Raw genomic sequence first — 24,269 nt, 5'->3', positions numbered from 1 at the left:
GAACAGAGTGTTCGACTACGAGAAGGACGGCGCGTCGATCTACCGCCAGTCCTTTGCCACCATCCGCGCCGAGGCGGACCTGACCGGGCTGCCCTCCGACGTCAGTCGGGTCGCGGTCCGGATGATCCACGCCTGCGGCATGGTCGACCTCGTACGCGACCTCGCCCACTCGCCCGACGTGGTGGCCCGCGCCCGCGAAGCGCTGCTCGCCGGCGCGCCCATCCTGTGCGACGCGAACATGGTGGCGAGCGGCGTGACCCGCAAGCGGCTGCCCGCCGACAACGAGGTGCTGTGCACCCTGTCCGACCCGGCCGTGCCGGAACTCGCGGCCGAGCTGGGCACCACCCGTAGCGCCGCCGCACTCGAACTGTGGCGGGACCGCCTGGAGGGCTCCGTCGTCGCGGTCGGCAACGCGCCCACCGCACTGTTCCGGCTGCTGGAGATGGTCCGCGAGGGCGCCCCGCGCCCGGCCGCCGTGATCGGGGTGCCCGTCGGGTTCATCGGCGCCGCCGAGTCGAAGGACGCGTTGGCCGCCGACCCGTCGGGCCTGGAGTACCTGGTGGTGCGCGGCCGACGCGGGGGCAGCGCCATGGCCGCCGCCGCGCTGAACGCCATCGCGAGCGAGGAAGAATGAGCATGCGGGGCACCGAAGCCGACCACCACAGCAACAGCGCCACCGAAGGGAGCCCGCGGACGGGACGTTTGTACGGGGTCGGGCTCGGGCCGGGCGACCCGTCCCTGATGACCGTCCGGGCCGTCGAGGTCATCGCCGCCGCGGACGTCATCGCGTACCACAGCGCCCGCCACGGACGTTCCATCGCGCGTTCCATCGCGGCCCGCCACCTGCGCGCGGACCACGTCGAGGAACCGCTCGTCTACCCGCTCACCACGGAGACCACCGACCACCCCGGCGGCTACCGCGGCGCGATGGACGAGTTCTACGAGGAGGCTGCCGCCCGGCTCGCCGCGCACCTGGACGCGGGCCGCAGCGTCGCCGTCCTCGCCGAGGGCGACCCGCTGTTCTACGGCTCCTACCAGCACATGCACAAGCGGCTCGCGCACCGCTACCCCACCGAGGTGGTGCCCGGCGTCACCTCGGTCAGCGCGTCGGCGGCCCGCCTCGGCACGCCCCTCGTGGAGGCGGAGGAGGTCCTGACGATCCTGCCGGGCACCCTGCCCGAGGAAGAGTTGACGGCCCGCCTCGCCGCGACCGACTCCGCCGTGGTGATGAAGCTCGGCCGCACCTTCGGCAAGGTCCGCCGCGCCCTGGAGGCGTCCGGGCGCCTCGCCGAGGCCCGGTACGTGGAGCGGGCCACGATGGACGGCGAGCGCACCGCGCACCTCGCGGACGTCGCCGAGGACTCCGTACCGTACTTCTCGGTCGCCGTGCTGCCGAGCCGGATCGACGCACCGCGCCCGGTCCGCCAGCGCGGCGAGGTCGTCGTGGTCGGCACCGGACCGGCGGGTCCGCTGTGGCTCACCCCCGAGTCGCGGGGCGCCCTCGCCGCCGCGGACGACCTCGTCGGCTACACCACCTACGTGGACCGGGTGCCGCACCGCCCCGGCCAGGTGCGGCACGCCTCCGACAACCGGGTCGAGTCGGAGCGCGCCGAGTTCGCCCTGCAACTCGCCGCGCGCGGCCGGAAGGTCGCCGTCGTCTCCGGCGGCGACCCCGGGATCTTCGCCATGGCGACCGCCGTCCTGGAGGTCGCCTCCGAGGAGGCGTACCGGGACGTTCCGGTACGGGTCCTGCCGGGGGTGACCGCCGCGAACGCCGCGGCGGCCCGCGCCGGCGCCCCGCTCGGCCACGACTACGCGACGATCTCGCTGTCCGACCGGCTCAAGCCGTGGGAGGTCGTCGCGGAGCGGCTGCACGCCGCGGCCCGCGCCGATCTGGTCCTCGCCCTCTACAACCCGGGCTCCCGCTCCCGCACCTGGCAGGTCGGCAAGGCCCGTGACCTGCTGCTGGAGCACCGAGCCCCGGACACCCCGGTGGTGGTCGCCCGGGACGTCGGCGGGGACGGCGAACGGGTCAGGGTCGTCACCCTCGGCACGCTCGACCCGGCCGAGGTGGACATGCGCACGATCCTGCTCGTCGGCTCCTCGCAGACCCGCACGGTGCGGCGCGGCGACGGTGACGGCGAGACGATCGTGTGGACGCCCCGCCGCTACCCCGAGACGCCCGGCGACTCACCACGGGCCGGAGCCGAGCAGCCCAGCGGCGCGCCCGAGGCGTGAGCCGACCTCAGCGCTCCCCGCGGACCCACCGGGCGGCCTCCTCGGGACCCGTCACCACCGGCACCCCCGCCGGCACGGGCGGCCGGCGGACGATCACCACGGGCACCCGGGCCTCGCGGGCGGCGGTGAGCTTCGGCGCGGTGGCCGGACCGCCGCTGTCCTTGGTGACCAGCACGTCGACGCGGTGCGCGGCGAGCAACGCGCGCTCGTCGTCCAGCACGAACGGTCCCCGGTCCAGCAGGACGTGCATCCGCGGCGGCACGGGCGGCTCCGGCGGGTCCACGGACCGCACCAGGAACCACAGCCGGTCCAGTTCCGCCGTGCCCGTGAACGCGGCGAGCCCCATCCGCCCGGTGGTGAGGAACACCCGCGCCCCGAGCGTCGGCAGCAGCGCCGCGGCCCCGGCCAGCGAATCGACCGGGTGCCAGTCGTCGCCGTCCACCGGCCGCCAGCCGGGCCGCCGCAGCACCACCAGCGGCACCCCGGTCGCCGCCGCGGCCCCCACGGCGTTCGCACTCATCCGCTCGGCGAACGGGTGCGTGGCGTCCACCAGCACGTCCACCCGCTCCCGTACCAGCCACGCGGCGAGCCCGTCCGTCCCGCCGAAGCCGCCGATCCGCACCTCACCGGGCGGCAGCCGGGGCGCGGCGACCCGCCCGGCCAGCGAGGACGTCACCCGTAGGTCCGGTGCGCTCCCGACGAGCAGCGCGGCGAGCCGACGGGCCTCGGCCGTCCCTCCCAGGACCAGTACGTGCACGGAACCGGACTCCCCTCATGACCACTGACCCCGCCGGCCCCTTGGGCGGACGCGGAGCCCAACTCAAACACACCGGTCTGCGGCCCGGCTGGACGACCGGTGCCTGCGCCACCGCGGCGACGACCGCCGCATACACCGCCCTGCTCACCGGCGAGTTCCCCGACCCGGTGACGATCACCCTGCCCCGGGGCCAGACCCCGTCCTTCGCGCTCGCCGTCGAGGACCTGTCCGCGGACGGTTCGGCGACCGCCGGAATCGTCAAGGACGCCGGCGACGACCCGGACGTCACGCACGGGGCGCTGGTCCGCGCCACGGTACGGGTGCTGCCGCCGGGTTCCGGGGTGGTGTTCCGGGCGGGCCCCGGCGTCGGTACGGTCACCCGGCCCGGGCTGCCGCTGCCGGTCGGCGAACCCGCGGTGAACCCGGTGCCCCGGCAGATGATGCGCGAACACGTGGCCCGGGTCGCCGCACGGTACGGGGGCGGCGGCGACTGCGAGGTCACCGTCTCCGTCGACCACGGCGAGGAGTTGGCCCGCTCCACCTGGAACCCCCGGCTGGGCATCCTCGGCGGGCTGTCCATCCTCGGCACCACCGGCATCGTCGTGCCCTACTCGTGCTCGGCGTGGATCGACTCCATCCGACGCGGGGTGGACGTCGCCCGGGCGGCGGGCCGCACCCATGTCGCCGCGTGCACGGGCGCCACCTCGGAGCGGACGGTCACCGAGCTGCACGGGCTGCCGGAGGACGCCCTGCTCGACATGGGCGACTTCGCGGGCGCCGTCCTCAAGTACCTGCGCCGCCACCCCGTCGACCGGCTCACCGTCTGCGGCGGCTTCGCCAAGCTGTCCAAGCTGGCGGCCGGCCACCTCGACCTGCATTCGGCGCGGTCCCAGGTGGACAAGGGGTTCCTGGCATCCCTGGCGGCGGGCGCCGGCGCGGACGCGGCGCTGACCGGGGCGATCAGCACCGCGAACACGGGACTCGCGGCCCTGCGGCTCGCGGAGGAGGCCGGCGTGCCGCTCGGTGATCTGGTCGCCGCGCAGGCGCGCAGCGAGGCCCTCGCCGTGTTGCGGGGGGCGCCCGTCGCGGTGGACGTCGTCTGCATCGACCGCGCGGGTCTGATCGTCGGCCGCACCCCCTGACGGCGCTGGCGCGTCGCCGGTACCGGTGGCCCACCGGCCTTTCGGGGGTGTCCCTGCTCGGACACGTGGACTAGAAACATGGCATGCGCAAACTCGTCTACTACGTCGCCACCACGCTCGACGGATACATCGCCGGCCCGGACGGTGCCGACCCCACCGGCCCGAACGGCTTCTGGCCCGTCCCCCAGGACTACGTCCAGCACCTGGCCGCCGAGTACCCGGAGACGCTGCCCGGGCCCGCCCGACAGGCCCTGTCCGTCACTGCCGAGGGCACCCACTTCGACACGGTGCTCGAAGGCCGGCGCACCTACGAGATCGGGCTCGCCGCCGGACTCACCGACGCCTACCCCCACCTGCGCCACCTGGTGTTCTCCCGCACGATGACCGAGAGCCCGAACCCGTCGGTGGAGCTGGTCGCTGACGATCCGGTGGAGACCGTGCGCAAGCTCAAGCAGGAGCCGGGCAAGGACATCTGGCTGCTCGGCGGCGGCGAACTGGCGGGCTCCCTGTACGGCGAGATCGACGCGCTGATCCTGAAGGTGGGACCGCTGGCCATCGGGGACGGCATCCCGCTGTTCTCCCGCGGGGCCGCGTTCGACCCGCGCACCTGGACCCTCACCGACCACACCGCCCTCCCGAGCGGCGCCGTCTTCCTCACCTACACCCGCACCCCCTGACCCCCCGGGGGGTGCGCGACGCACCCGCGGCCACACGCCGACCAGGAGCCGCGCCACCCCGCACGGAACCGCCCCCACCAGGAACCCCCCGGACCCCCCGGATAAAGTGCGTCGGTGACGACCGAAGCCCCCCACCCCCACCCCGTGGCCCTCATCGGCATCGGCGCGGACGGCTGGCCGGGCCTACCCGACGCGTCCCGCGAAGCCCTCCGCGCCGCGGACGTGATCCTCGGCGCCCCCCGCCAACTCGCCCTGCTGCCCACGGAGTGCCCCGCGGACCGCGTCCCCTGGCCGTCCCCCCTGCGCCCGGCGGTCCCCGCCCTCCTCGCCGCCCACGCGGACCGCCGCCTCGCGGTGCTGGCCAGCGGCGACCCCATGTTCCACGGCATCGGCCGCGCCCTCGCGGAAGTCGTCGGACCGACCGCACTGGACGTCCACCCGCACCCGTCGTCCGTCTCCCTCGCCTGCGCCCGCCTCGGCTGGCCCGTCGAGGACACCGACGTGGTCACGGCCGTCGGCCGCCCCGTGGACCGCCTCGCGGCGCTGCTGCACCCGGGCCGCCGGGTCCTGGTGCTCAGCGCCGACGCCGACGGCCCCGCCGCGGTGGCCGCACTGCTGCGCGACCGCGGCTTCGGCCCCAGCCCCGTCCGCGTCCTGGAACGCCTCGGCGCCCCCGACGAACACCTCACCCAAGCGCAGCGCGCCGACGCGTGGACCCGCCCGCCCGGCGCCGCCCTGAACCTGGTCGCCGTGGAGTGCGTACGCGCCCCGGACGCCGTGGCGCTCGGCACCGTGCCCGGCCTGCCGGACGCCGCCTACGAGAACGACGGCCAGCTCACCAAACGACACGTGCGGGCCGCGACCCTCGCCGTGCTGGCCCCCGAACCCGGCGAACTGCTGTGGGACGTCGGCGGCGGCTCGGGCTCCATCGCCGTGGAGTGGCTACGGGCCCACCCGTCCTGCCGGGCCGTGAGCGTGGAACGCGACCCGGACCGGGCCGAACGCATCACCCGCAACGCCCGCACCCTCGGCGTACCCGGACTGCGGGTCGTCACCGGGGCGGCCCCCGACGTGCTCGACGGACTACCGGCCCCCGACGCGGTGTTCATCGGCGGCGGCCTCACCGCACCCGGACTGCTCGACCGCTGCTGGGCGGCGCTGCGCCCCGGCGGACGGCTCGTCGCGAACACGGTGACCCTGGAGTCCGAGGCGCTGCTCGCCGAGGCCCGCCACCGCCACGGCGGCGAACTCGTCCGGCTGGCCGTGGCGCACGCCGTGCCGGTGGGCCGGTTCACCGGCTGGCGCCAGGCCATGCCCGTCACCCAGTGGGCGGCACGCAAGGAACTCGACGCGGCGACGCCGGAATCCGTCCGGCACCAGGGAGACGGCGCATGACCGTGTACTTCATCGGCGCGGGCCCCGGAGCCCCCGACCTGATCACCGTCCGGGGCGCCCGACTGCTCGGCTCCTGCCGGGTCTGCCTGTACGCGGGCAGCCTCGTCCCCCGGGAACTGCTCGCCGAGTGCCCGCCGGACGCCCGGCTGATCGACACCGCGAACCTCGACCTCGACCGGATCACCGAGGAACTGGTGCGCGCCCACGAACAGGGCCACGACGTGGCCCGACTGCACTCCGGCGACCCCTCCGTGTTCAGCGCGGTGGCCGAGCAGATGCGCCGGCTCGACGCGGCCGGGGTGCCGTACGCGATGGTGCCGGGCGTACCGGCCTTCGCCGCCGCGGCGGCAGCGCTGGGGCGGGAGCTGACGGTGCCCACCGTGGGGCAGACCGTCGTCCTCACCCGCATCGCCCAGCGGGCCACCCCGATGCCGCCCGGCGAGGACCTGGCGACGCTCGGCCGCAGCGGCGCGCTGCTCGTGCTGCACCTCGCGGCCCGGTACGCGGACCGGGTGGTCGCGGAGCTGCTGCCGCACTACGGCGCGGACTGCCCGGCCGCGGTGGTCGCCTACGCCAGTCGCCCGGAGGAGGTCGTGCTGCGCGGGCCGCTCGCCGGCATCGCCGAACAGGTCCGCGCGGCGGGCGTGCTGCGTACCGCGGTGATCATCGTCGGCCGCACGCTGGGCGCGTCCGCCTTCCCCGACAGCTACCTCTACTCCCCGGACCGCGACCGCACCCCCAACTGACGCCCCACCGCTCACCGTTCCTCCTCCCACACCACGACGACCCTGACCGGGAGGTCCGTGTCCTCCTGGACGACCCCGGCGAGCAACACCCGTTCCCCCAGGGCCCACCGCCTGAACGCGACGAAGTCGTCCGCGTCCCGGCTCTCCCCGTCCGTCACCACGAGGTCGACGGAGAGCCGCGACGCGGCGAGCCCGGCGACCACGTCCGCCAGTACCGCCTCACCGTCCCGGTAGACCGCTTCCAGGTCCCCGAAGTACCCGGTGTCCTCGTCCACGTCCCGCATCCACACGGTCAACTCGACGCGTACGCCTCCGTCGTAGGGGTGCACCCACCCCCGTACCCCGCCCTTGTCCCACGACGACTCGAACCCGTCCCGCAACCGCCCGCCGGGCGCCCACCCCCGGGCCGCGAACCCGCCCGCCACACCCACCCCGGTCACGGGCATCAGCTCCCGCACCCCACGCAACAGCTCCACCACATCGCCCAGCCCCACCAGCTCCGTCATGCCCCCATCCAACGTGAGGGGTCCCACCGAACGGAGGGAGACGGTCTGGCCCCGGAGCACCGCGACCGGAAGCATGCCGGGCATGAACAGGGTCTATGACGACGAACGGTTGGCCGGGGTCTACGAGAGCGGCAACGAGATGCCCGACGACGCGCTGTCCGCCTGGACACGGCTGATCGGCTCCTTCGCGAGCCGTACGGCCCCCGCGATCGTCGAAGTCGGCTCGGGCACCGGCATGTTCTGCTCGGCGATGGCCCGCGGGCTGGACGCGTCGACCGTGGTCGGGGTGGAGCCCTCCACGCCCATGCTCACACAGGCCCGGCACCGCAACCCGCACCCCGCGGTCCACTACGTGACCGGCACCGCCGAAGCCCTCCCCACCCGCGACGACCTGTTCGACCTCGCCCTCCTGTCCCGGGTGGTCCACCACCTGCCCGACCGGCCCCGGGCGGCACGAGAACTGGCCCGGGTCCTGCGCCCCGGTGGCGTGGCCGTCATCCGCACGACGTTCCGGGACGCACTGGACGCACTGGTCTACGACTACTGGCCGCGCCTGCGCGAACTGGACGAACGACGGTTCCCGTCCCGGGACCAGGTGGTGCGGGACTTCACCGGAGCGGGATTCACCGTCCACACCGTCACCCCGAGCCTGGGCGCCTACCACGCCCGGATGACCGCCCGCCCCCAGTCGAAGTTCACCCAGCTCACCCCCGCGGAGTTCGACCACGGCCTACGGTGCCTGGCCGCCGACGCCCGCAGCGAGCCGCCGACCCGTCCCGCCCCCGTCACCGAACGCTACGACGTCGCCGTGTTCACCGCCGGCTGAGCGGGCCCCGACACCTCCCCCGACGCACCCACCGCGTCGGGGGCCCCGCGCCGGACGCGACGGCGGTGGCGGACGAAGGCGAGCCCCCGCGCCGCGAGCACCGCACCGGAGGCGAGGGCGCCGACGGCCGCCCAGACGACGAGCGCGGGCCAGGCGTAGGCGACCTGGGCCAGGGTCCCGGAGCGGTTCATCAACAGGCCCATCAGCGCGGCGAGTTGTGCGAGCAACAGGATCGGCAGGGCCTGGGGCAGCAGCCGCAACGCCACCACCCACCACCGCCGCCGGACGGCACGCCGCACCCAGGGCCCGGCCCGCACCACGCCGCGCACCCCGAGGCCCGCCGCCAGCAGGGTGAACGCCGCCAGGACCCAGTCGGCCGTCATGGAGAAGGGCGCGGACACCTCCGGCTCCTCGCCCCGGGCGAGGTCGACCAACCCCTCCATGATCTGCGGGGCGTCGTCTCCCGCGATCATCCCGGTGTTGGTGACGACCGCGATCCCGATCCCCTGCTCGGGCAGCAGCGTCGCCATCGAGTTGTGGGTCAGCAGCTGACCCGTGTGCTGGATCGCCGGGGGCCCGTTCCCCTCCCGGTTCACCCACCAACCCATCGCGTAGTCGGTGTCCTTCGTCGCCCCGGGCGGAGTGTGCGTCAGCGCGACGGTGCGCGCCGTGGCGATGCGCCGGCCGTCAGCGGACACCCCTTCGTTGTTCTGCGCGATCAACCACTGCGCGAAGTCCTCGGCGGTGGTGACGACGCCGTGGCTGCCGGTCGCGAACCAACGCGGCTGGGGACGGGCGACCGTGGTGCCGTAGGCACGGACGTAACCACGGGCCCGGTCGGGCATCTCGGTGGTGCTGCCGACGGACGCGGTGCGCTCCATCCCCAGCGGCTCGAACAGCTCGGCGGACAGCTGCTCGGCGAAGGGCCGCCCGCTCACCACCTCGACCAGCCGTGCGGCGACGAAGAAGTTGGGGTTGTGGTACCGGTGCCGACGCCCCGGATCGGTGGCGAGGGGCGCCCCGCGCATCGCGGCGACCGCCTGTTCCAGCGTGCGGGGTTGGGCGAGGGTCAGATCCGGATGGGCGGAGTCGGCCATGCCGGAGGTCTGGGTCAGCAACTGCCGGACGGTGATCTCCCCGGCGCGCCGATCGGCCATGGTGAACTCGGGCAGGTACTGGCGTACGGGACGGTCGAGTTCGACCTCGCCCGCCTCGACCAACTGCATGACGGCCAGCGCGGTCATGGCCTTCGACAGGGAGGCCACCGGGACCCGGGTCCGTGCGGTCATGGGCCGGCCGGACGCGGTGCGCCCGTACCCCGCGGTGTGCACCACCCGGTCGCCCCTGGTCACGGCGACGACCGCACCCGGGAGACGGGTCTCCTTCACGTAGTCGCGGACGAACCGGTCGATCGAGGCCGGGTCCAGGGAGGCGGTGGAGCTGGCCACCGAGGTGCCGGGCGCGACGGTCACGGTGACCGCGGCGGCCAAGGCGATCACGGCGATCACGGCGGTCCGGAACGCGGCCGGAAGGGCACCGGGTGGGCGGCGGACGGGGGAACGGGAGGCGAACGGCTTCATGACGACAGTCCACCGCCGTGCCCGCCCTCCGCACACGGGCACGCACGGGAGTCCCGGGGGTAGTGCCCGCACTACCGACACCCGTTCCCGCCTGCCCTACGGTCACGGGATGCACCACAGAACCGCCTGGCAGGCCCTCGGCCAGAACCCGCTGCGGGTCCTCCGCTCCAGTTGGCCCTGGCGGTCCTTCGCCTACCTGCTGTCCGGCGCCGCCTTCGGCGCCCTCACCAGCACCGGCCTCGCCCTCGCGCTGGTCGCGGGCCTCGTCACCCTGGTCCTGGTGGTCGGACCGTTGATCCTGCTCGGCGTGGCCCTGTCCGGCGTCGCCGTCAGCCGGTTCGAACGGTGGCGGCTGCGCCTGGTGGACCTGGACCCCGTACCCGACCCGCACCGTGCCCCCGAGCCGCCCGGAGCGGTCGGCTGGCTGCGGACGCGGCTGGGGGAGACCGCGACCTGGCGCGAACTCGGCTTCACCGCGGTGTCGGCGACCGCGCTGTGGTGGATGGACCTCCTCGTCCTGGGCTTCGCCCTGGTCGTCCCGGTACTGGTGATGGTGTCCCCGATCGGCGACCCGCACGCCTGGCCGCTGGCGGTCGTCGGCGTCTGCCTGCTCGCCCCGGCGCCGTACACGATCACCGCCTGGGCCGGTGCCAGGGCCGCGGTGACCCGGCTGATGCTGACCCCGCGCGACAGCGAACTCGGCCATCAACTCACCGATGTGCGGGCCTCACGGGCACGACTGGTCGACGCCTTCGACGCGGAGCGCCGCCGCATCGAACGGGACCTGCACGACGGGGCCCAACAGCGACTGGTCTCCCTGAACGTGCTGCTCGGCCTGGCCCGCCTCGACGCCGGCCCCGACCTCCCGCTGGCCGAACAACTCGCCCGGGCCCAGGACCAGGTTGGGCTCGCCGTCGACGAACTGCGGGAGCTGAGCCGCGGCGTCCACCCGAAGGCCCTCACCGACCACGGGCTGGCCGCCGCCGCCGAGAACCTCGCGGGCCGCTCGGCCCTCCCCGTCACGGTCGACATCCGGCTGCCGCACCGGATGCCCGTGGCCGTGGAGACCACCGCGTACTTCGTGATCGCCGAAGCCCTGACCAACGCCACCAAGCACAGCGCGGCGACCGGTGTCGAGGTGCTCGCCCGACTGCACACCGATGTGCTCACCCTCTCCATCCGCGACGACGGCACGGGCGGCGCCGCCCCGGAGGGCGGCACCGGACTGACCGGGCTGGCCGACCGGGTCGCCGCGGCGGACGGCCGCCTGAGGATCTCCAGCCCGCCGGGCGGCCCTACGCTGTTGCACGTGGAGCTGCCGTGCCGTTGACCGTCGTCCTCGCCGAGGACTCCCCCCTGATGCGCGACGGCCTGGTCGGGCTGCTCACCCGCTTCGGCCACCAGGTGCTCGCCGCGGTCGGCGACGCGGACGCCCTGGTCACCGCGGTCCGCGAACACCGCCCCGACATCGTCGTCACCGACGTCCGCATGCCACCGGACCACACCGACGACGGCCTGCGCGCCGCCATCGCCCTGCGCGCCGAGTCCCCCACCCTGCCGGTCCTGGTCCTCAGCCAGTACATCGAGCAGTCCTACGCTGCCCATCTGCTCGACCTGGGCAGCGACAGCGGAGTCGGCTACCTGCTCAAGGACCGGGTCAGCGCGGTCAGCGAGTTCGTGGACGCGGTCACCCAGGTCGCCGGCGGCGCCACGGTCGTGGACCCCGAAGTGGTGCGCCAACTCCTCAACCGCCGCCGCGACCCCCTGCAACGCCTCACCCCCCGCGAACGGGAGGTGCTGGGCCTGATGGCGCAGGGCCGCGCCAACGGCGAGATCGCCCGCGCGCTGTACGTCACCGAGGCGGCCGTGAACAAGCACGTCGGCAACATCCTCCAGAAGCTCGAACTCCACCTCGACGGCGAGGGCCACCGCCGCGTCCTCGCCGTCCTCGCCTACCTCCGCGCCTGACCCGCGACCCGACGTCCCCCGGAGCGGTGAGCTGGGCGAACACGTCCACCAGCCAACTCCCTTGCGGCTGCGCTCCATGGGCCACTCTTGGCGCATGCCCATGAAACGAACCAGCGTCCACGTCGACCCGGAGGACCTGGAGATCATCAAAGAGGCCGCGAAACGCCGGGGGGTGAGCGAGGCCGAGATCATCCGCCAGGGAATCCACCTCGCGGCGATGCTCAACCGGGCCTGGGACGAGCCGTTGTTCTCCCGCACCTTCGAGGGCTCGGGCCGTACGCCCTCCAAGCCGGTGAACGTGCCCCGGGCGGCCGACTGCGCCACTGACGCACTCACGCGCCCGGGCGGGGCGGACGGGCCGGGCCAGGCCCTCGCCGCGTGCCCGCCCCCGCCGCAGCCCGCTCCACGTGCGTGCGGAAGTCGCGGGGCCGACGACCGGTGACCCGCAGGACCGTGTCGGTGGTGCGGTCCTCGGCCCCCGCGGCGATGTCCCCGTCCAAACCGGCGAGCACCGCAGCGAACTCCACGGGCATCGCCAGGGCCAGCCGGTCGCGCAACTGCTCGTACGTCAACTGCCGGTGGGTGACGGTCCGCCCGCCGACCTCACTGAGGATCGTCGCGACCTCGTCGTAGCCGAGCGCCGCGGGACCGGTGACGACCAGGTCCGTACCCGGGACCCGGGCATCGGTCAGCGCGTGCACGGCGACGTCCGCGATGTCGTCCGCGTCGACGAAGGCCACCCGCCCGCCGCCCGTCGCGGTACGGATCGTCCCCTCCTCGCGGATGCTCCGGGCGTGCGCGTGGTCACCGGTGAAGTTCTGCATGAACCAGGACGGCCGCAGCGCCGCCCACTCCTCGAACAGCTCGGGCAGCGCCCGGTGCACCCGTCCTACGGCCGGGCCTCCCGCGGGGATCGCCGACGAACTGAGCAGCACGGCACGCCGCACCCCCGACGCACGGGCCAACTCCAGGAACGGGAGCATCGTGCTGGCCGGGTCCGCGCAGGCCGGCGGCGGCACGAGGTAGACGCGGTCCGTACCGTCGAGGGCCGGCGCGTGCGTCGCGTGCTCGTACCAGTCGAAGCGGACCCCCTGCGCGCCGGGGACGAGAGCGCCGCTCCGGCTGGCCGCCCTGACCCGGTGCCCCCGGGCGACGAGCCCTCGGACCACCCGACTTCCGGTGGTACCGGTGGCCCCGATGACGAGGACGGCGGCGGGCTCGGTCATGGGGGCTCCCTCGGATACGATACGGACCCCGGGTCCGGTTACTGCTGAGCAAGATACGGACCCCGGGTCCGTTTGTGCAACTGAAGGAACCCCGAGGAACCCCGTGCCCGAGCGCAAGCCCCGCGCGGACGCCGTCCGCAACCGCGAAGCCGTCCTGGCGGCGGCCGACCGCCTCTTCGCCGACCGCGACCGGCCCGAGCAGGTCACCATGGCCGACGTCGCAGCCGCGGCCGGCGTCGGCAAGGCGACCCTCTTCCGCGGCTTCACCGACCGCACCGGCCTCATCCACGCGCTCTACGCAGCCCGGCTCGAACCGGTCCGCCGGGCCGTCACGGACGGCCCGCGCCCCCTCGGCCCCGACACCCCGCCCCGCGAACGCGTACTCGCCCTGCTCGACGCGCTCCTGTGCTTCAAACTCGACCACCGCCACCTCTCGCTCGCGCTGGAGGGAACGGGGCACGACAGCCCCTACGGCGCGGAACACTACGACTGGTGGCACGACACGCTGCGCCGCGCACTGGAGCGGCTGCCCGGCTTCCCGAGCGCCGACTTCGCCGCACACGCCCTCCTCGCCGCTGTCCGCGCCGACCTCGTCGACCACCTGGTCGACCGCCAACACAGATCGCGCGAGCAACTACGCGCCGACCTCGCCGCCTTCACCACCACCCTGCTCACCGGCCCGTCCGGGAACGCCCTTAGGTCGTCCGGGAGTTCTGTGAGGCCCTGTGTGGAAACCCGAGGGACATAACTCGCCCTGCATGGAGCCAATTGAGCGCCCTTGCGGACGTCACTCGTACGGACGGAGCACCGGGGACAGTCGCGCCAGGTGTCAGGCGATGAGAACCGCCAGCCTCATGATGCCGTGACGGGATCGCTGATCAATCTGCCCGTGGCACCGTCTGAGTAGCTCCTCATCAACTGCCGCCAGGGAAAAGCTACTCGTCGTTGAGGCAGTGTCAGTGGGTGGTGGCACCCTGTTCTCGTCTCACACCCTCCAGATCGGGAGCTAGCAGAGGTGCCCAAGAAGAACGCCAGAAGGAAGAGCACCAGGAGGCAGCCAACCGCGGTCAAGCCCATCGCGCTCTATCACGATATGGCTGTTTATGAAAACTTTGAGCGCTGTGCGCCTCGAATCTTCGAGGTCATTGCTAAAGCGCAGGAAGCCAAACCGAATGTCCCGCGAATTCTCTACTTTGACGTGCAGGGGCACCGAAATAGCGAAAACGGATACGATCGAGACGCTTGGGAGATGATCAAATATTTTCTACTCGATGTGGCACTCCCTTATCTTGCGGAGTTGCATACGCCGATGTATGCAGCTAAAAATCCTCGGCGGCAGATCAATGACGTTCCTGCGGAGATGCGAATCGGGTACCCGGAAGGTGAGGAAAGGGAATTTTGGTATGACATTGAGTCGCTCCCCTTGCGCACGAGGGAGGCTAAGGGGAGCAGCAGGAAGACCTATCCGACTAAGCGGGCCATCATGGATTACCTCGGCATCGGTGAAGAGTGTCTAATCTGCTGGGACTCTCCAGTTGAACGGGCTCACGTTGTCCCTGCCTCACTGGGAGGTTCTATGGATGTCCGTAACTTCGCCCTTCTGTGTGTAGATCATCATAAACAGGCGCCGGATATAGCCGATGCGGAATCTTTCTGGGCCTGGGTTGACTATGCGGAGCAGCGGGATTCCGGAAGTAAGTGGCTGCGGGTACCAGAAGAGGTGAAGCTTTGGGTGAAAGCTCATGGTGGCAGAACTGAGCCCGTTGATCGCGGCGAAATGGAGTTCCTTGCTGCCGTTCAGTTCGAGCTGCGCCATTTGCATGGCTGGTCAGAAGATGATTTCGCGGCAGTCTCTTGGGAGTTCATGGAGGAGTATCATCGAGTCCTAGATGCGGCAACTGGGCGTCATTTTGCCGTCGAAAAGAAAGTGTCCACCCATGCGTGGGCTTACCATGTGGCTCGTCTGCGGCTGGCCGATCGTTCCGTGTAGAACGGGTATTTGATCAGCGCTCGACATAATGTGCCGGCCTTGTTGGTGCCGCACGACGCCATGTCTCGCTCTCCATCAGGGCAACCGCATTTGAGTACCGGCGGCGCGACCTGCGGACGCCTCCTCGACCACCGCTCTGTCCCGCTGCCGACGGCGAGGGCGTCTTCGTGCGGCCCCGGCCGCTGGTGCGGCGACTCGCCTCGGACCGGTTCGGCCGCCGCCACGGGGAGCAGGGGAAGTCCGCCTTCAGCGTGGAAGGAGGAGATCTGTGCGCGCGGATGCCTTCGCCGCTGAGGTGAAGACGCTTCGACTGGCCTCCGGCGTCCCAGTGCCACCTGATCCGGACCGCGTTCGACACGGAGGGTCGGACCGTGGAGGTCTGGGACACCGTCATGGCGGCAGACGCCTACGTGCTGGCGTATCAGCTTTCAGCGACGTGATGGGGTGATATGTGGTGGTGCGCGGGGGAGGGCTTCCCCGACTCGTACCCCCAACAGGCGTACTGGTGTCGACGAGTCGGCAAGTGGTGGTGTGGCAAGGTTGTCCGCGTGGGCTGGAGGGCTCGGGTTCGCAAGGTGCGCGACGTGTCGACGAGCGGATGGGCGAACTGCCTTGCGCGTCATTCGTGTCGAGAGCTCGGCTGTGGCGATTCTGCTGACCGAGGCCTCTGAGTCCAAGGTTCGGACGACGTTGCCGTTGATCGTGACGATCACGTTCTGGTGTGGATCTGGCCATGAGCGCCGATCGCGGCGGATAGCAAAAAGGCCCGGGTCTGTGACCTGGGCCTTGGCCGTGGAGCGGGTGACGAGAATCGAACTCGCGCTCTCAGCTTGGGAAGCTGATGTTCTACCATTAAACTACACCCGCGAGTGCACTCGGTTGAACCGGTGGTGCATCGCCGCTCACTCTACCGCATGCCGGACCCCCGACGTCCCCGCCGCACGCCCCGGGTGTCGTGGGCGGCTGGACGCGTGTGCGGGTGGCGGGAGTTGGGGCGTACGGTGGCCCCGCGCACGGGCCGACCGGGAGGGCTTCCCGGTATCGGAGTGCCGCCTGGAGGGCCGCCCTATTCGTCCCGTAATGTAGCGCTTCGTGCCGGCCTGGCGGCCCCCAGATGGGTGGCTCCCGGTGCCCGGCGCCCATTCGCGGATCGTGGGGAAGGGGCTCAGAGGACTTGATGGAGCGCACGGTAGTTCGTTGTGCCGAAGGGCACGTGTTCAGCACCGCTTCGTTTCCGATGCAGCAGGCCGGGCGGCTCGGCCCCGGGCGGCTCCTGCGCTGCCCGCGGTGCGCCAGGCTCCGCAGCGCCGTCCCCGTCCCCGTCCCGCTGACCAAGCGCTAGCCACGGGCCCGGGCGGGCTGCCGCCCGGCACCGTGGGCCCGCGCCGAGCACCCCCGCGACCCGCCCCGTCCAGGGGCCGACGCGCCCGGCGGCGCGGCGGGCGGGCCGCACTGCGTATCCTCGGGACGTGCTTCTCTCAGACAAGGACATCCGGGCCGAGATCGACGCGGGACGGGTGCGCATCGACCCGTACGACGAATCCATGGTGCAGCCGTCGAGTATCGACGTGCGCCTCGACCGCTACTTCCGGGTGTTCGAGAACCACCGGTACCCGCACATCGACCCCTCGGTCGAGCAGGCGGACCTGACGCGACTGGTGGAGCCCGAGGGCGACGAGCCGTTCATCCTGCACCCGGGCGAGTTCGTGCTCGCCTCGACGTACGAGGTCATCTCGCTGCCCGCCGACCTCGCGAGCCGGTTGGAGGGCAAGTCCAGCCTCGGGCGCCTCGGACTGGTGACGCACTCCACCGCGGGGTTCATCGACCCCGGGTTCTCCGGGCACGTCACGCTCGAACTCTCCAACCTGGCGACGCTGCCGATCAAGTTGTGGCCGGGGATGAAGATCGGCCAGCTCTGCATGTTCCGGCTCAGCTCGCCCTCCGAGTTCCCGTACGGCACCGAGCGCTACGGCTCCCGCTACCAGGGACAGCGCGGGCCGACCGCCTCGCGCTCCTTCATGAACTTCCACCGGACCCAGGTATGAGCGGCGAGCGCGAGAACCTCACGTACGAGCGGTTCGGCACCGCCGTGCGCGAGCTGGCGCAGACCATCGCGGACGACGGCTACCAGCCCGACGTGATCCTCTCCATCGCGCGCGGCGGGGTCTTCGTCGCCGGTGGGCTCGCGTACGCCCTGGACTGCAAGAACCTTCATCTGGTCAACGTCGAGTTCTACACCGGGGTCGGCACCACGCTCGCCATGCCGGTGATGCTCGCACCGGTGCCGAACGCGATCGACTTCACCGACAAGAAGGTGCTGATCGCGGATGACGTCGCCGACACCGGGAAGACGCTGAAGCTGGTGCACGACTTCTGCCTCGACCACGTCGCCGAGGTCCGGTCCGCCGTCGTCTACGAGAAGTCGCACTCGCTCGTGAAGTGCGAGTACGTGTGGAAGCGCACCGACGACTGGATCAACTTCCCGTGGTCGGTCTTGCCTCCAGTAAGTAGGTCGGGCGAGCCGCCCAAGCCGAACCTGGAAGCACTGTAGTCCTGGAGCGGCGGTAGGCGCCGACGGTTCAGCCCCCGGCTGGTGTTGGTGCCTACATACATGCTCTTGCCGTCCACTTCCGGTCCATCCTGCGCCTCGGCCAGGAGGTCGAGGAACCCAGTTCTATGGGGACCGTTTCACCGGATTGGTGGTGCGACATGGCAAGAAGGCGGACGTCGAAGCACGAAGGAAACGATCAAGGTTGGGCAGCAAGAAACGAGCCTGGCCGTTGTCTACTCGGCCGGGCTCGCTTGAACTCCACGCCTGAGCTCGGTCCTGGGTGCAACCGGGGGGCACCCTGGAGGAGCTGGTGCTCAAGCATCGATCGTATGCCTCTGACCTGCTGAAACAGTCCGCTTGACGGCCAAGGTTGCCTAGCGCGGTGCGTGCTCCAATCGGGCGTACTTCACATTTGCCCAACTTTCACGGGTGGAAATAAAGGGGCTTTCCGGCTCGATCATTCTTCTGGTGTCGGAGCGTCCGCCGGCACAGGTTGGGGACGGTCAGGCAGTCGCAGCCGGTCGGAACCGATGAGGTCAGCCGAGATAGGGCTGCTCGCGATGCTCCAGGAAGTGGCTGAGCCTGAGGCGCTGCGTGTGGTGCATCGGAAGTTGGTCCAGCCCGTCCGGAGAGACGAACCGCAGCTCCGTCGACTCGTCGGAGATCTCAAGTTCTCCGCCGATGATCCGCGCGGTGAAGCAGACGTTGAATTGCCGGCGCACCTCGCCATCCGTGTAGGCGATGATGTGCCTCGGGTCGGTGTACGTGCCGACCAGCCCCGTGATCTCCACGTCCAAGCCGGTCTCTTCCTTGACCTCGCGGACGGCTGCGCCGGGGAGCGAGTCGGTGAGGTCCATGCCCCCGCCGGGAAGGGCCCACAGGTCGTTGTCGCGCCGACGCTGGAGCAGGATGCGCCCCTGCTCGTTGGTGACGACGGCCGAAGCTGCGACGACCATGCTGTTCGGCTTGGGCGCGTTCGGGTCGTCGTAGTACTCGGTCCGTGCCATGGTCACCCCTCGTGCCGTACGGGCGTCGCCGTGGACCACACCGCGTTGAAGCTCTCGGCGTAGGTGTCGAACATGCCTCCTTCGCCGCTTCGCCGAAGATGCCACACCGGGGCCCCGTACGCGTTGACCCCCCAGACGTGGGCATTGACCAGCAACTGATCATCGGCGCGGTAGAGCGAGTTGTAGAGCGTCGTCCCGTGGGTCCGGATGTCGATGCCGGGCACGCCGATCAAGGGCCGGTAATGCATGAGTGCCAGTTGGCAACGGGACTCGATGCCGTGGCCGAACTTCTCCTCCTGGCCGCGAGCCCGAACGTTCTCACTCTCGGCGTCGCCCACCGCGATCCGGATCACGCAGCCCTCGGCGGCTCGTTCTTGCAAGAGCTCGTTGAGGCGGGGATACGCCTCATGCAAGAAGACGGCGGCGTACACCAGCACGTCGATGCGCTCGCGGGCCTGCGTCAGCATGTCCACGAACGCCGACACGGGGATGTCCGCCCGCTGGTCGTAGAGCGCCACGAGCTCGGGGCTGATCGCTCGCGCCGCGCGCGCCTGCCGGAGGGCCGGCCAGAGTGCGTGCACGTCTTCTCCTAGGGTCTCTGCCGCCCGCATGGCTGTGACACGGCGTGGCGTACGGCCGAGGTTGACCCATCGCTCTACGGATTTGGGGTCTACGTCGACCGTTTCCGCGAGGGTGGCGTACGTCCAGCCTCCGTCCGCCATGACGGCACGAAGCCTCTCGTTCGGCATGAGTCTCCCCCTGATCCTTGGGACGGCACTAGGGACGTTCTACCTGACGCGGGACGTCCCGAAGTGGGGTTTGGTGGAGGTTCCGACGTCCTTATGAGCGGCAGCATGCTCGTGCCCATGGCGAGCAAGCAGCAGGCCAGCCCGGGAATCGGTGAACTGGCCAAGGACCAGAAGACCGGACGCATCGGCATCGTCATGGGTGAGATCGGTGGCCGGGTGCAGATACGACCGACCGGTCGGCGGTGGCATCGAGTGGGATGCCATGCCCGATGACGTGGTGACACCCGAGGCGCGAGAGGAACTGAGCGCGCTCCTGGTCGTGAAGAACAACAACAGCCGGGTCGGCCTGTGATGCGCGTCATCGGCCGGTATGCCGGCGTCGTCCTCATCATCTGCATCAGCGCTTCGTGCGGATTCGTGAGGGGGATCGCCCTCGGTGCCGGCATCTAGACCGGTCCGCCCTGGACGGCTGCCGAATCCGCGGTTTCCCGTCCGTGAATGTCGCGGCAGGGGGCCACGACGTACGCCTGGAGGCGCAATGAACGGTTCGACGAGCCAGATCCTCACGACGGTCGGTGACGGCGTCCCTCTCGGAGACGTGATCACGATCGGCGGAAACCCGCACACCGTGACGAACGTGCGGCGGGTCGCGGGCGGGCGAAAGGTCCTGGAGTTCGCCGACGGCAACGTCTACGTGCTGGGTCCCACGCTGCCCATCCAGGTCATGCGGACGTCGCGGACGCGAGTGCGACTCGTGGCCGGACGAGACGGACTCGCCCGCCTGGCCCTGTCCTGGGAGGTTTTCCGCGTGGCAGCTGCACCATCCACTCTGACCCGGCCCCTTCGCCCTTCTCGCAACGAGAGCTGCGGGGACTGCGGCGGCAGCGGCGCCGACTCGTCCGGCAAGAGCTGCGGCACCCGCAACGGGCTCGGCGAGATCTACTGCCGCGTCGACCACCAGGCCGCACGCGTGCCGTTGCGTTTCTCGATCCGGAAGGAGCACCACTGATGGCCCACGCTCTGATCGCCTCCCCGTTCCTTGATGGACATCTCATCCTCAAGCCCGGCGCCAGGGCTGGGGCTCGCATCCCCGCCGAGCACTACGAGGGCCTGCGGCAGGCCGCTGCCGACGGTGAGGCTTTGCCCGCCTGGGCGGTGCAGACCGCGTCCGACGTGTGGGGCATCGACCTGAGCGGCCGGCCCGCGCAGGGCACGGTGCTGGTGCGCGAGCCGTCCCCGTACGGCTACTGCCGCGCCTCGTGGGAGATCAACCTCGGCTGCAACTTCGGCTGCAAGCACTGCTACCTCGGCGAGCGGCCCTTCTCCGGCCTTGGCTGGGAGGACAAGGTGCGACTGCTGGACATCATGCGCGAGGCCGGCGTCCTCTGGCTCCAGATCACTGGCGGCGAGCCCACCATGGACCCGGACTTCCAGGGCGCCTACCGGTACGCCTGGCAGGCCGGGATGATGCTCACCATCTCCACCAACGGCTCGCTGCTCTGGCGGCCGGACCTCCTCAAGCTCCTCCGGGACTCTCCGCCGTACCGGCTGGTGGTCAGCATGTACGGGGCGAGCGAGGAGTCCTTCGACACGCTCACCCAGCGCCGCGGGGCCTGGAAGGCGTTCCGGCGCGGCATCGACGCCGCCCGCGAGGCGGGGTTGCCACTGCGCATCAACGTTGTGGTGACCGAGGACAACGCGGACGAGGCCGACGAGATGGCCGCCCTCGCCGACGAGTGGAACGTCGAGAACCACGCGTACACGAACATGACGCCCACGATCTACGGCGGCGGAGAGCCGCTCCTCGCCCAGTCCGCCGCCCACCTGCGGCAGCGCAAGCCGTTCGCCGGCTGCAACGCGGGGCACACCTTCTTCCACGCCGACCCCCACGCCAAGGTCTCGATCTGCAAGGTCGGCCGCGACGATCAGATCGACCTCATGGCCGAAGGCATCGACGGCCTCGCCCGGCTCGGCTCCATCGCCGACCGCCTCATGCTTCGCACCGGAGGGTGCGAGGGCTGCGCCCTGTCCGGCACCTGCCGGGTCTGCCGCCCCCTGGCCAAGCACTACCAGGAGGCCAAGGCGCCGCTGCACAGCTACTGCCAGCACGGAGACAAGGAGAACGCCTCATGACCCCGCCCGTACCGGTAACCATCCTTTCCAGCCCGCCGGCCTCGGCGCGCCGCGCGGCCCCGCCCGTCGCCGCTTCGGCGGTCACCGCTGTCCTCGACCTGGACGTGGTCGTGGAGAGTGCGGAGTGCTCCTGCGACGCCGGTGACGACAACCCCCACTAACCGACAGAATCCGGTCGGTTCCGTTCAGGCCCTGGCGTTTTCGCGTCGGGGCCTGAGCCCTGGCCGGCCGATCGTTAAGGTGCCGCACATGTTCTTCCGCTGGGACTGGCTCCGGCCCGTATTGACCGCGCCGATCGTGCCGACTCTCGGCCCGGTCCACCCCCACGTCCTCACCGTGGATCTCTTCGAGGACACGCTGCGGGCGGCCGTCGCTGACCGTTCTTTCCTGCACTATGACAAGGATCGGCGTTGGCGCAGTGAGAAGGACGAGACGGTTCTTCGTGGCGACGTGGTCCACCAGTCCGATCACACTCTCATCCCCACGCTGACCCGGCGCGGACGTGGCACCGTCAAGGTCTTCGCCTACGGGCACCGTGACAGCGTCGTGGACGAAGCGGCCGAACTGTCCGCGAAGCTCGCCGTCGTGCATGACGTGGTCAACGCGAGGGTCGTGCGCCCGCTCGGTCCCGAAACCGCCTTCCCGCATGGCACCCGCATCCAGCTTCAGGACTTCACCGCTCGCCCTTGTCCCGACCCTGGCGGCCCGGTCCGGCCCGTCGCCGGCTGGCCAGCCGCTGTTCAAGAGACCTTTGCTCCGTTCGCCTCGGCCATGGCCGCCGATGGCCTGACCTTCCTTCACGGGCAGATGCAGGCCGGCCGGTGCGGCCCGGTCCTTGCTGCCGCTGTGGACGGTCGCATCGTGGGCGCGATCGGCCCGATGGAAGTACGCCCCGACGCGATCGGCTGCCCCCAGCTCATGCCCCAGTACTTCGCCGTCCTGCCCGATGCCCGGGGGCAGGGCCTCGGGCGCGTTCTGTGGAGGGCCGCGATGCACTGGGGTCAGTCCCATGGCGCCGCTTACCAGCTCCTACAGACCGAGGTCGGTGGCCCCTCCGACAGGCTGTGTCAGTCCGAAGGGCTGACCTCCCTCGGCTTCAGCCACACCACACGGGCGTAGTGGGATCGCGGGCTGACCTACGACAACGAAAGACCGGACCACCCCTCGGCCTGGACAGCATCCGGGGTGGTCGTCGTGCCCAGAGACGGGCTGATTCCAACCCCACTTTCGACTTGTCGAGTTGGAGAGGAGCGCGCGGCGTGCGGTTCGGCCGGCCTCGTTGTCCTGGTGAGCTGATGGGTGGTGCACGTGACATCGCGTCATTCAGTCCATTTGCCGTGGAGCGTCGAGCCGCCCGTCCGCAAGGCGGGAACGCCGGTCACCCCCTCGCGCGACGCGCTGTAGACGACCGAAGGCGCGCCCCCTCCAGCGGGGGCGCGCCTTCGTGCGGTCAGAACGTGCCGAGCTTGATGATCGACAGCAGCGCGACCAACTGGATCGCCGAAGCGCCCAGGGCCTTGGGCCACGGCAGGTCGTGCGACTTGCTCACCATCACCGTGAACAGCGCACCCGCCGCCAGCCAGGTGACCCAGCCGACGACCTGGACGAAGGGCGCGTCGCCGCCCAGGAACATCGCGAAGACCAGGCGGGGCGAGTCGGTGATCGACATGATCAGCATCGAGAGCCCGACCGTGGGCTGCCAGGCGCCGTTGCCGCCGAGCTGCCGGGCCAGGGTGTTGGTGACGGCGCCGAGCACGAACGCGCCGAACACCATGACGACACCGGTGAGCAGCACGTACGGCACCGCGGCCGACAGCGTCGAGCTGATCGCGTCCTCGCGCGCCCCGTCGAAGCCGAAGATCGCCAACAGGCCGTAGAGGAACGTCACGACCAGGGCGGTGCCCCAGACCGTGTAGTCGCGCATCCGCAGGAAGGTCTGCGCGGGGCGCAGCACGATGCCCTTGAGCAGTTCCTTCCACCGCAGCGGCGGACCGGAGGGGGGCGCCGCCTGCTGGCCCGCGTGGTAGGTCTCGCCCTGCTGGTACGGGTCCTCGCCGATGGAGAACGCCTGGGTGTGGCCGGCGTTGTTGGCCGCGTACGGGTCGGGGCCGCCGTGCTGCTGGTGTCCACCGTCGCCGAAGTACTCCGGCTCCCCGTACCCGCCGCCGTGACCGCCGCCCTGACCGCCCCGGCCGGGTCCCTGACCGCGGCCCTGCCCGTACCCCTGGCCGGGGCCCGGGCCCTGCGGCCAACCGCCGCCGCCCTGGCCGCCCTGCCGGGGCTGGCCACCGCGGTCGCCGTACTGCTGCGGCTGACCGTAGGGCGGTCTCCGACCGGAACCGTCCCGTCCGCCGGGGCCACCGGGGCCGCCGCCGTACTGCTGCGGTTGCCCGTACGGCGGCCGTCCGGGGGCAGGCGCGGGCGGTCCGCCGTACGGGGGCGGAGGTGCCTGCTGCCCGTACGGCTGTTGCGGCGGGGGCTGTTGTTGCCCCCGCGTCTGGGGTGTGCGGTTGTCCCGGCCGCGTCCGATCCTGAATCCAGCCACGTCATCGAACGTACCCGGTCCGCGGCGGCGGTGTGCCGGGGCGGGGCCACCGGAAGGGGCTTTGCGGCCGAGCTGTGACATCCCCTAAGGGGGCAGGTACGGGGGCTCGTTCGGGTAGTCGAGGCCACTTCGGACGGCTCGTCCACGAGGAGTAGTACCCGAGGGGGAGGAGCGGCTTCGGCGGGGGGGCCGCGCGGCCCCCCCGCCGACCCCCTCGGTGGCCGGATAGGGGA

At 71.3% G+C, this 24,269-nt stretch carries 24 protein-coding genes, 1 tRNA gene and 3 pseudogenes; 20 read left to right on the top strand and 8 right to left on the bottom strand.

All coding sequences use genetic code 11. From position 1 onward, the window contains the following. The first annotated feature begins 7 nt into the window (after window positions 1-7). Window positions 8-634 (top strand): precorrin-8X methylmutase, encoded by a 627-nt coding sequence (locus ACFV88_RS11595; RefSeq protein ID WP_385488839.1) that lies wholly within the window; start codon window positions 8-10, stop codon window positions 632-634. 2 nt (window positions 635-636) lie between these two features. After that, window positions 637-2,238, top strand: a complete 1,602-nt coding sequence (locus ACFV88_RS11590) for a precorrin-2 C(20)-methyltransferase (protein WP_385488836.1) — start codon at window positions 637-639, stop codon at window positions 2,236-2,238. Window positions 2,239-2,245: 7 nt separating this feature from the next. On the opposite strand, the gene ACFV88_RS11585 is transcribed toward ACFV88_RS11590, so the two are convergent. Then, window positions 2,246-2,995: a cobalt-precorrin-6A reductase gene (locus ACFV88_RS11585; RefSeq protein WP_385488833.1), complete on the bottom strand. Its 750-nt coding sequence runs from the start codon at window positions 2,993-2,995 to the stop codon at window positions 2,246-2,248. Between the two features lie 17 nt (window positions 2,996-3,012). Between ACFV88_RS11585 and ACFV88_RS11580 the strand changes: the two genes are divergently transcribed. From ACFV88_RS11580 to cobM, 4 genes are all read left to right on the top strand, one after another. Continuing rightward, window positions 3,013-4,137, top strand: coding sequence for a cobalt-precorrin-5B (C(1))-methyltransferase (locus ACFV88_RS11580; RefSeq protein ID WP_385488830.1), 1,125 nt, complete (start codon window positions 3,013-3,015; stop codon window positions 4,135-4,137). A gap of 83 nt (window positions 4,138-4,220) precedes the next feature. Continuing rightward, entirely contained in the window at window positions 4,221-4,814 is a 594-nt protein-coding gene (locus tag ACFV88_RS11575) for a dihydrofolate reductase family protein (RefSeq protein WP_385488827.1), read from the top strand. Window positions 4,815-4,928: 114 nt separating this feature from the next. Beyond that, entirely contained in the window at window positions 4,929-6,209 is a 1,281-nt protein-coding gene (gene cbiE, locus ACFV88_RS11570) for a precorrin-6y C5,15-methyltransferase (decarboxylating) subunit CbiE (RefSeq protein WP_385488824.1), read from the top strand. Further along, window positions 6,206-6,955 carry a precorrin-4 C(11)-methyltransferase gene (cobM, locus tag ACFV88_RS11565; RefSeq protein ID WP_385488821.1) on the top strand — a complete coding sequence of 250 codons (750 nt, stop codon included), beginning with the start codon at window positions 6,206-6,208 and terminating at the stop codon, window positions 6,953-6,955. Before cbiE ends, cobM begins: the two co-directional genes overlap by 4 nt. A gap of 11 nt (window positions 6,956-6,966) precedes the next feature. On the opposite strand, the gene ACFV88_RS11560 is transcribed toward cobM, so the two are convergent. Then, window positions 6,967-7,461 carry a hypothetical protein gene (locus ACFV88_RS11560; protein ID WP_385488819.1) on the bottom strand — a complete coding sequence of 165 codons (495 nt, stop codon included), beginning with the start codon at window positions 7,459-7,461 and terminating at the stop codon, window positions 6,967-6,969. Between the two features lie 82 nt (window positions 7,462-7,543). Here ACFV88_RS11560 and ACFV88_RS11555 point away from each other — a divergent pair, with 82 nt between their 5' ends. Continuing rightward, window positions 7,544-8,287, top strand: a complete 744-nt coding sequence (locus ACFV88_RS11555; RefSeq protein ID WP_385488817.1) for a class I SAM-dependent methyltransferase — start codon at window positions 7,544-7,546, stop codon at window positions 8,285-8,287. Here ACFV88_RS11555 and ACFV88_RS11550 read toward each other — a convergent pair. After that, a complete protein-coding gene (locus ACFV88_RS11550; protein WP_385488814.1) occupies window positions 8,257-9,867 on the bottom strand; it encodes a serine hydrolase domain-containing protein in 1,611 nt (536 codons plus the stop codon). The two genes, ACFV88_RS11555 and ACFV88_RS11550, sit on opposite strands and share 31 nt — an antisense overlap. Before the next feature lie 109 nt (window positions 9,868-9,976). Between ACFV88_RS11550 and ACFV88_RS11545 the strand changes: the two genes are divergently transcribed. From ACFV88_RS11545 to ACFV88_RS11535, 3 genes and pseudogenes are all read left to right on the top strand, one after another. After that, window positions 9,977-11,197 carry a sensor histidine kinase gene (locus ACFV88_RS11545; RefSeq protein ID WP_385488812.1) on the top strand — a complete coding sequence of 407 codons (1,221 nt, stop codon included), beginning with the start codon at window positions 9,977-9,979 and terminating at the stop codon, window positions 11,195-11,197. Continuing rightward, on the top strand, window positions 11,188-11,835 hold the full coding sequence (locus ACFV88_RS11540; protein ID WP_385488810.1) for a response regulator: 648 nt from the start codon (window positions 11,188-11,190) through the stop codon (window positions 11,833-11,835). Before ACFV88_RS11545 ends, ACFV88_RS11540 begins: the two co-directional genes overlap by 10 nt. A gap of 94 nt (window positions 11,836-11,929) precedes the next feature. Next, window positions 11,930-12,124: pseudogene (locus ACFV88_RS11535) on the top strand (CopG family transcriptional regulator); the annotation flags it as partial. Window positions 12,125-12,167: 43 nt separating this feature from the next. On the opposite strand, the gene ACFV88_RS11530 reads toward ACFV88_RS11535, so the two are convergent. Further along, entirely contained in the window at window positions 12,168-13,061 is an 894-nt protein-coding gene (locus ACFV88_RS11530; protein ID WP_385488807.1) for an NAD(P)H-binding protein, read from the bottom strand. Between the two features lie 103 nt (window positions 13,062-13,164). Between ACFV88_RS11530 and ACFV88_RS11525 the strand changes: the two genes are divergently transcribed. The 3 genes and pseudogenes from ACFV88_RS11525 to ACFV88_RS11515 form a co-directional block, all read left to right on the top strand. After that, entirely contained in the window at window positions 13,165-13,809 is a 645-nt protein-coding gene (locus tag ACFV88_RS11525) for a TetR/AcrR family transcriptional regulator (protein ID WP_385488804.1), read from the top strand. Window positions 13,810-14,076: 267 nt separating this feature from the next. Beyond that, window positions 14,077-15,051 carry a hypothetical protein gene (locus tag ACFV88_RS11520; RefSeq protein WP_385488801.1) on the top strand — a complete coding sequence of 325 codons (975 nt, stop codon included), beginning with the start codon at window positions 14,077-14,079 and terminating at the stop codon, window positions 15,049-15,051. 134 nt (window positions 15,052-15,185) lie between these two features. Next, window positions 15,186-15,491 (top strand): annotated as a pseudogene (locus tag ACFV88_RS11515) (UTRA domain-containing protein); the annotation flags it as partial. A 353-nt stretch (window positions 15,492-15,844) separates the two neighbouring features. On the opposite strand, the gene ACFV88_RS11510 reads toward ACFV88_RS11515, so the two are convergent. Then, window positions 15,845-15,918: transfer RNA gene (locus tag ACFV88_RS11510), tRNA-Gly, on the bottom strand. Between the two features lie 602 nt (window positions 15,919-16,520). Here ACFV88_RS11510 and dcd point away from each other — a divergent pair. Beyond that, a complete protein-coding gene (gene dcd, locus ACFV88_RS11505) occupies window positions 16,521-17,096 on the top strand; it encodes a dCTP deaminase (protein WP_385488798.1) in 576 nt (191 codons plus the stop codon). Next, window positions 17,093-17,602 (top strand): phosphoribosyltransferase, encoded by a 510-nt coding sequence (locus ACFV88_RS11500; RefSeq protein ID WP_385488795.1) that lies wholly within the window; start codon window positions 17,093-17,095, stop codon window positions 17,600-17,602. Before dcd ends, ACFV88_RS11500 begins: the two co-directional genes overlap by 4 nt. A 536-nt stretch (window positions 17,603-18,138) precedes the next feature. On the opposite strand, the gene ACFV88_RS11495 is transcribed toward ACFV88_RS11500, so the two are convergent. Further along, on the bottom strand, window positions 18,139-18,609 hold the full coding sequence (locus ACFV88_RS11495) for an NUDIX hydrolase (RefSeq protein ID WP_385488794.1): 471 nt from the start codon (window positions 18,607-18,609) through the stop codon (window positions 18,139-18,141). 2 nt (window positions 18,610-18,611) lie between these two features. Further along, window positions 18,612-19,358 (bottom strand): XRE family transcriptional regulator, encoded by a 747-nt coding sequence (locus ACFV88_RS11490; protein ID WP_385488792.1) that lies wholly within the window; start codon window positions 19,356-19,358, stop codon window positions 18,612-18,614. 105 nt (window positions 19,359-19,463) lie between these two features. On the opposite strand from ACFV88_RS11490, the pseudogene ACFV88_RS11485 reads away from it, so the two are divergent. The 5 genes and pseudogenes from ACFV88_RS11485 (at window position 19,464) to ACFV88_RS11465 (ending at window position 22,610) form a co-directional block, all read left to right on the top strand. Further along, window positions 19,464-19,710: pseudogene (locus ACFV88_RS11485) on the top strand (hypothetical protein). A 186-nt stretch (window positions 19,711-19,896) separates the two neighbouring features. Continuing rightward, window positions 19,897-20,367, top strand: coding sequence for a hypothetical protein (locus tag ACFV88_RS11480; protein ID WP_385488790.1), 471 nt, complete (start codon window positions 19,897-19,899; stop codon window positions 20,365-20,367). Continuing rightward, on the top strand, window positions 20,367-21,491 hold the full coding sequence (locus ACFV88_RS11475; protein ID WP_385488787.1) for a radical SAM protein: 1,125 nt from the start codon (window positions 20,367-20,369) through the stop codon (window positions 21,489-21,491). Before ACFV88_RS11480 ends, ACFV88_RS11475 begins: the two co-directional genes overlap by 1 nt. Beyond that, window positions 21,488-21,652 carry a hypothetical protein gene (locus ACFV88_RS11470; RefSeq protein WP_385488784.1) on the top strand — a complete coding sequence of 55 codons (165 nt, stop codon included), beginning with the start codon at window positions 21,488-21,490 and terminating at the stop codon, window positions 21,650-21,652. Before ACFV88_RS11475 ends, ACFV88_RS11470 begins: the two co-directional genes overlap by 4 nt. Before the next feature lie 88 nt (window positions 21,653-21,740). Further along, entirely contained in the window at window positions 21,741-22,610 is an 870-nt protein-coding gene (locus ACFV88_RS11465) for a GNAT family N-acetyltransferase (RefSeq protein ID WP_385488781.1), read from the top strand. A gap of 331 nt (window positions 22,611-22,941) precedes the next feature. On the opposite strand, the gene ACFV88_RS11460 is transcribed toward ACFV88_RS11465, so the two are convergent. Next, complete coding sequence (locus ACFV88_RS11460) at window positions 22,942-24,117, bottom strand: Yip1 family protein (protein ID WP_385488778.1); 1,176 nt, start codon at window positions 24,115-24,117, stop codon at window positions 22,942-22,944. Window positions 24,118-24,269 lie beyond the last annotated feature (152 nt).

The sequence above is a fragment of the Streptomyces sp. NPDC059816 genome (genome assembly GCF_042732055.1).
Taxonomy (GTDB): domain Bacteria; phylum Actinomycetota; class Actinomycetes; order Streptomycetales; family Streptomycetaceae; genus Streptomyces.
This window is presented reverse-complemented; position numbering and strand designations above follow the sequence as displayed.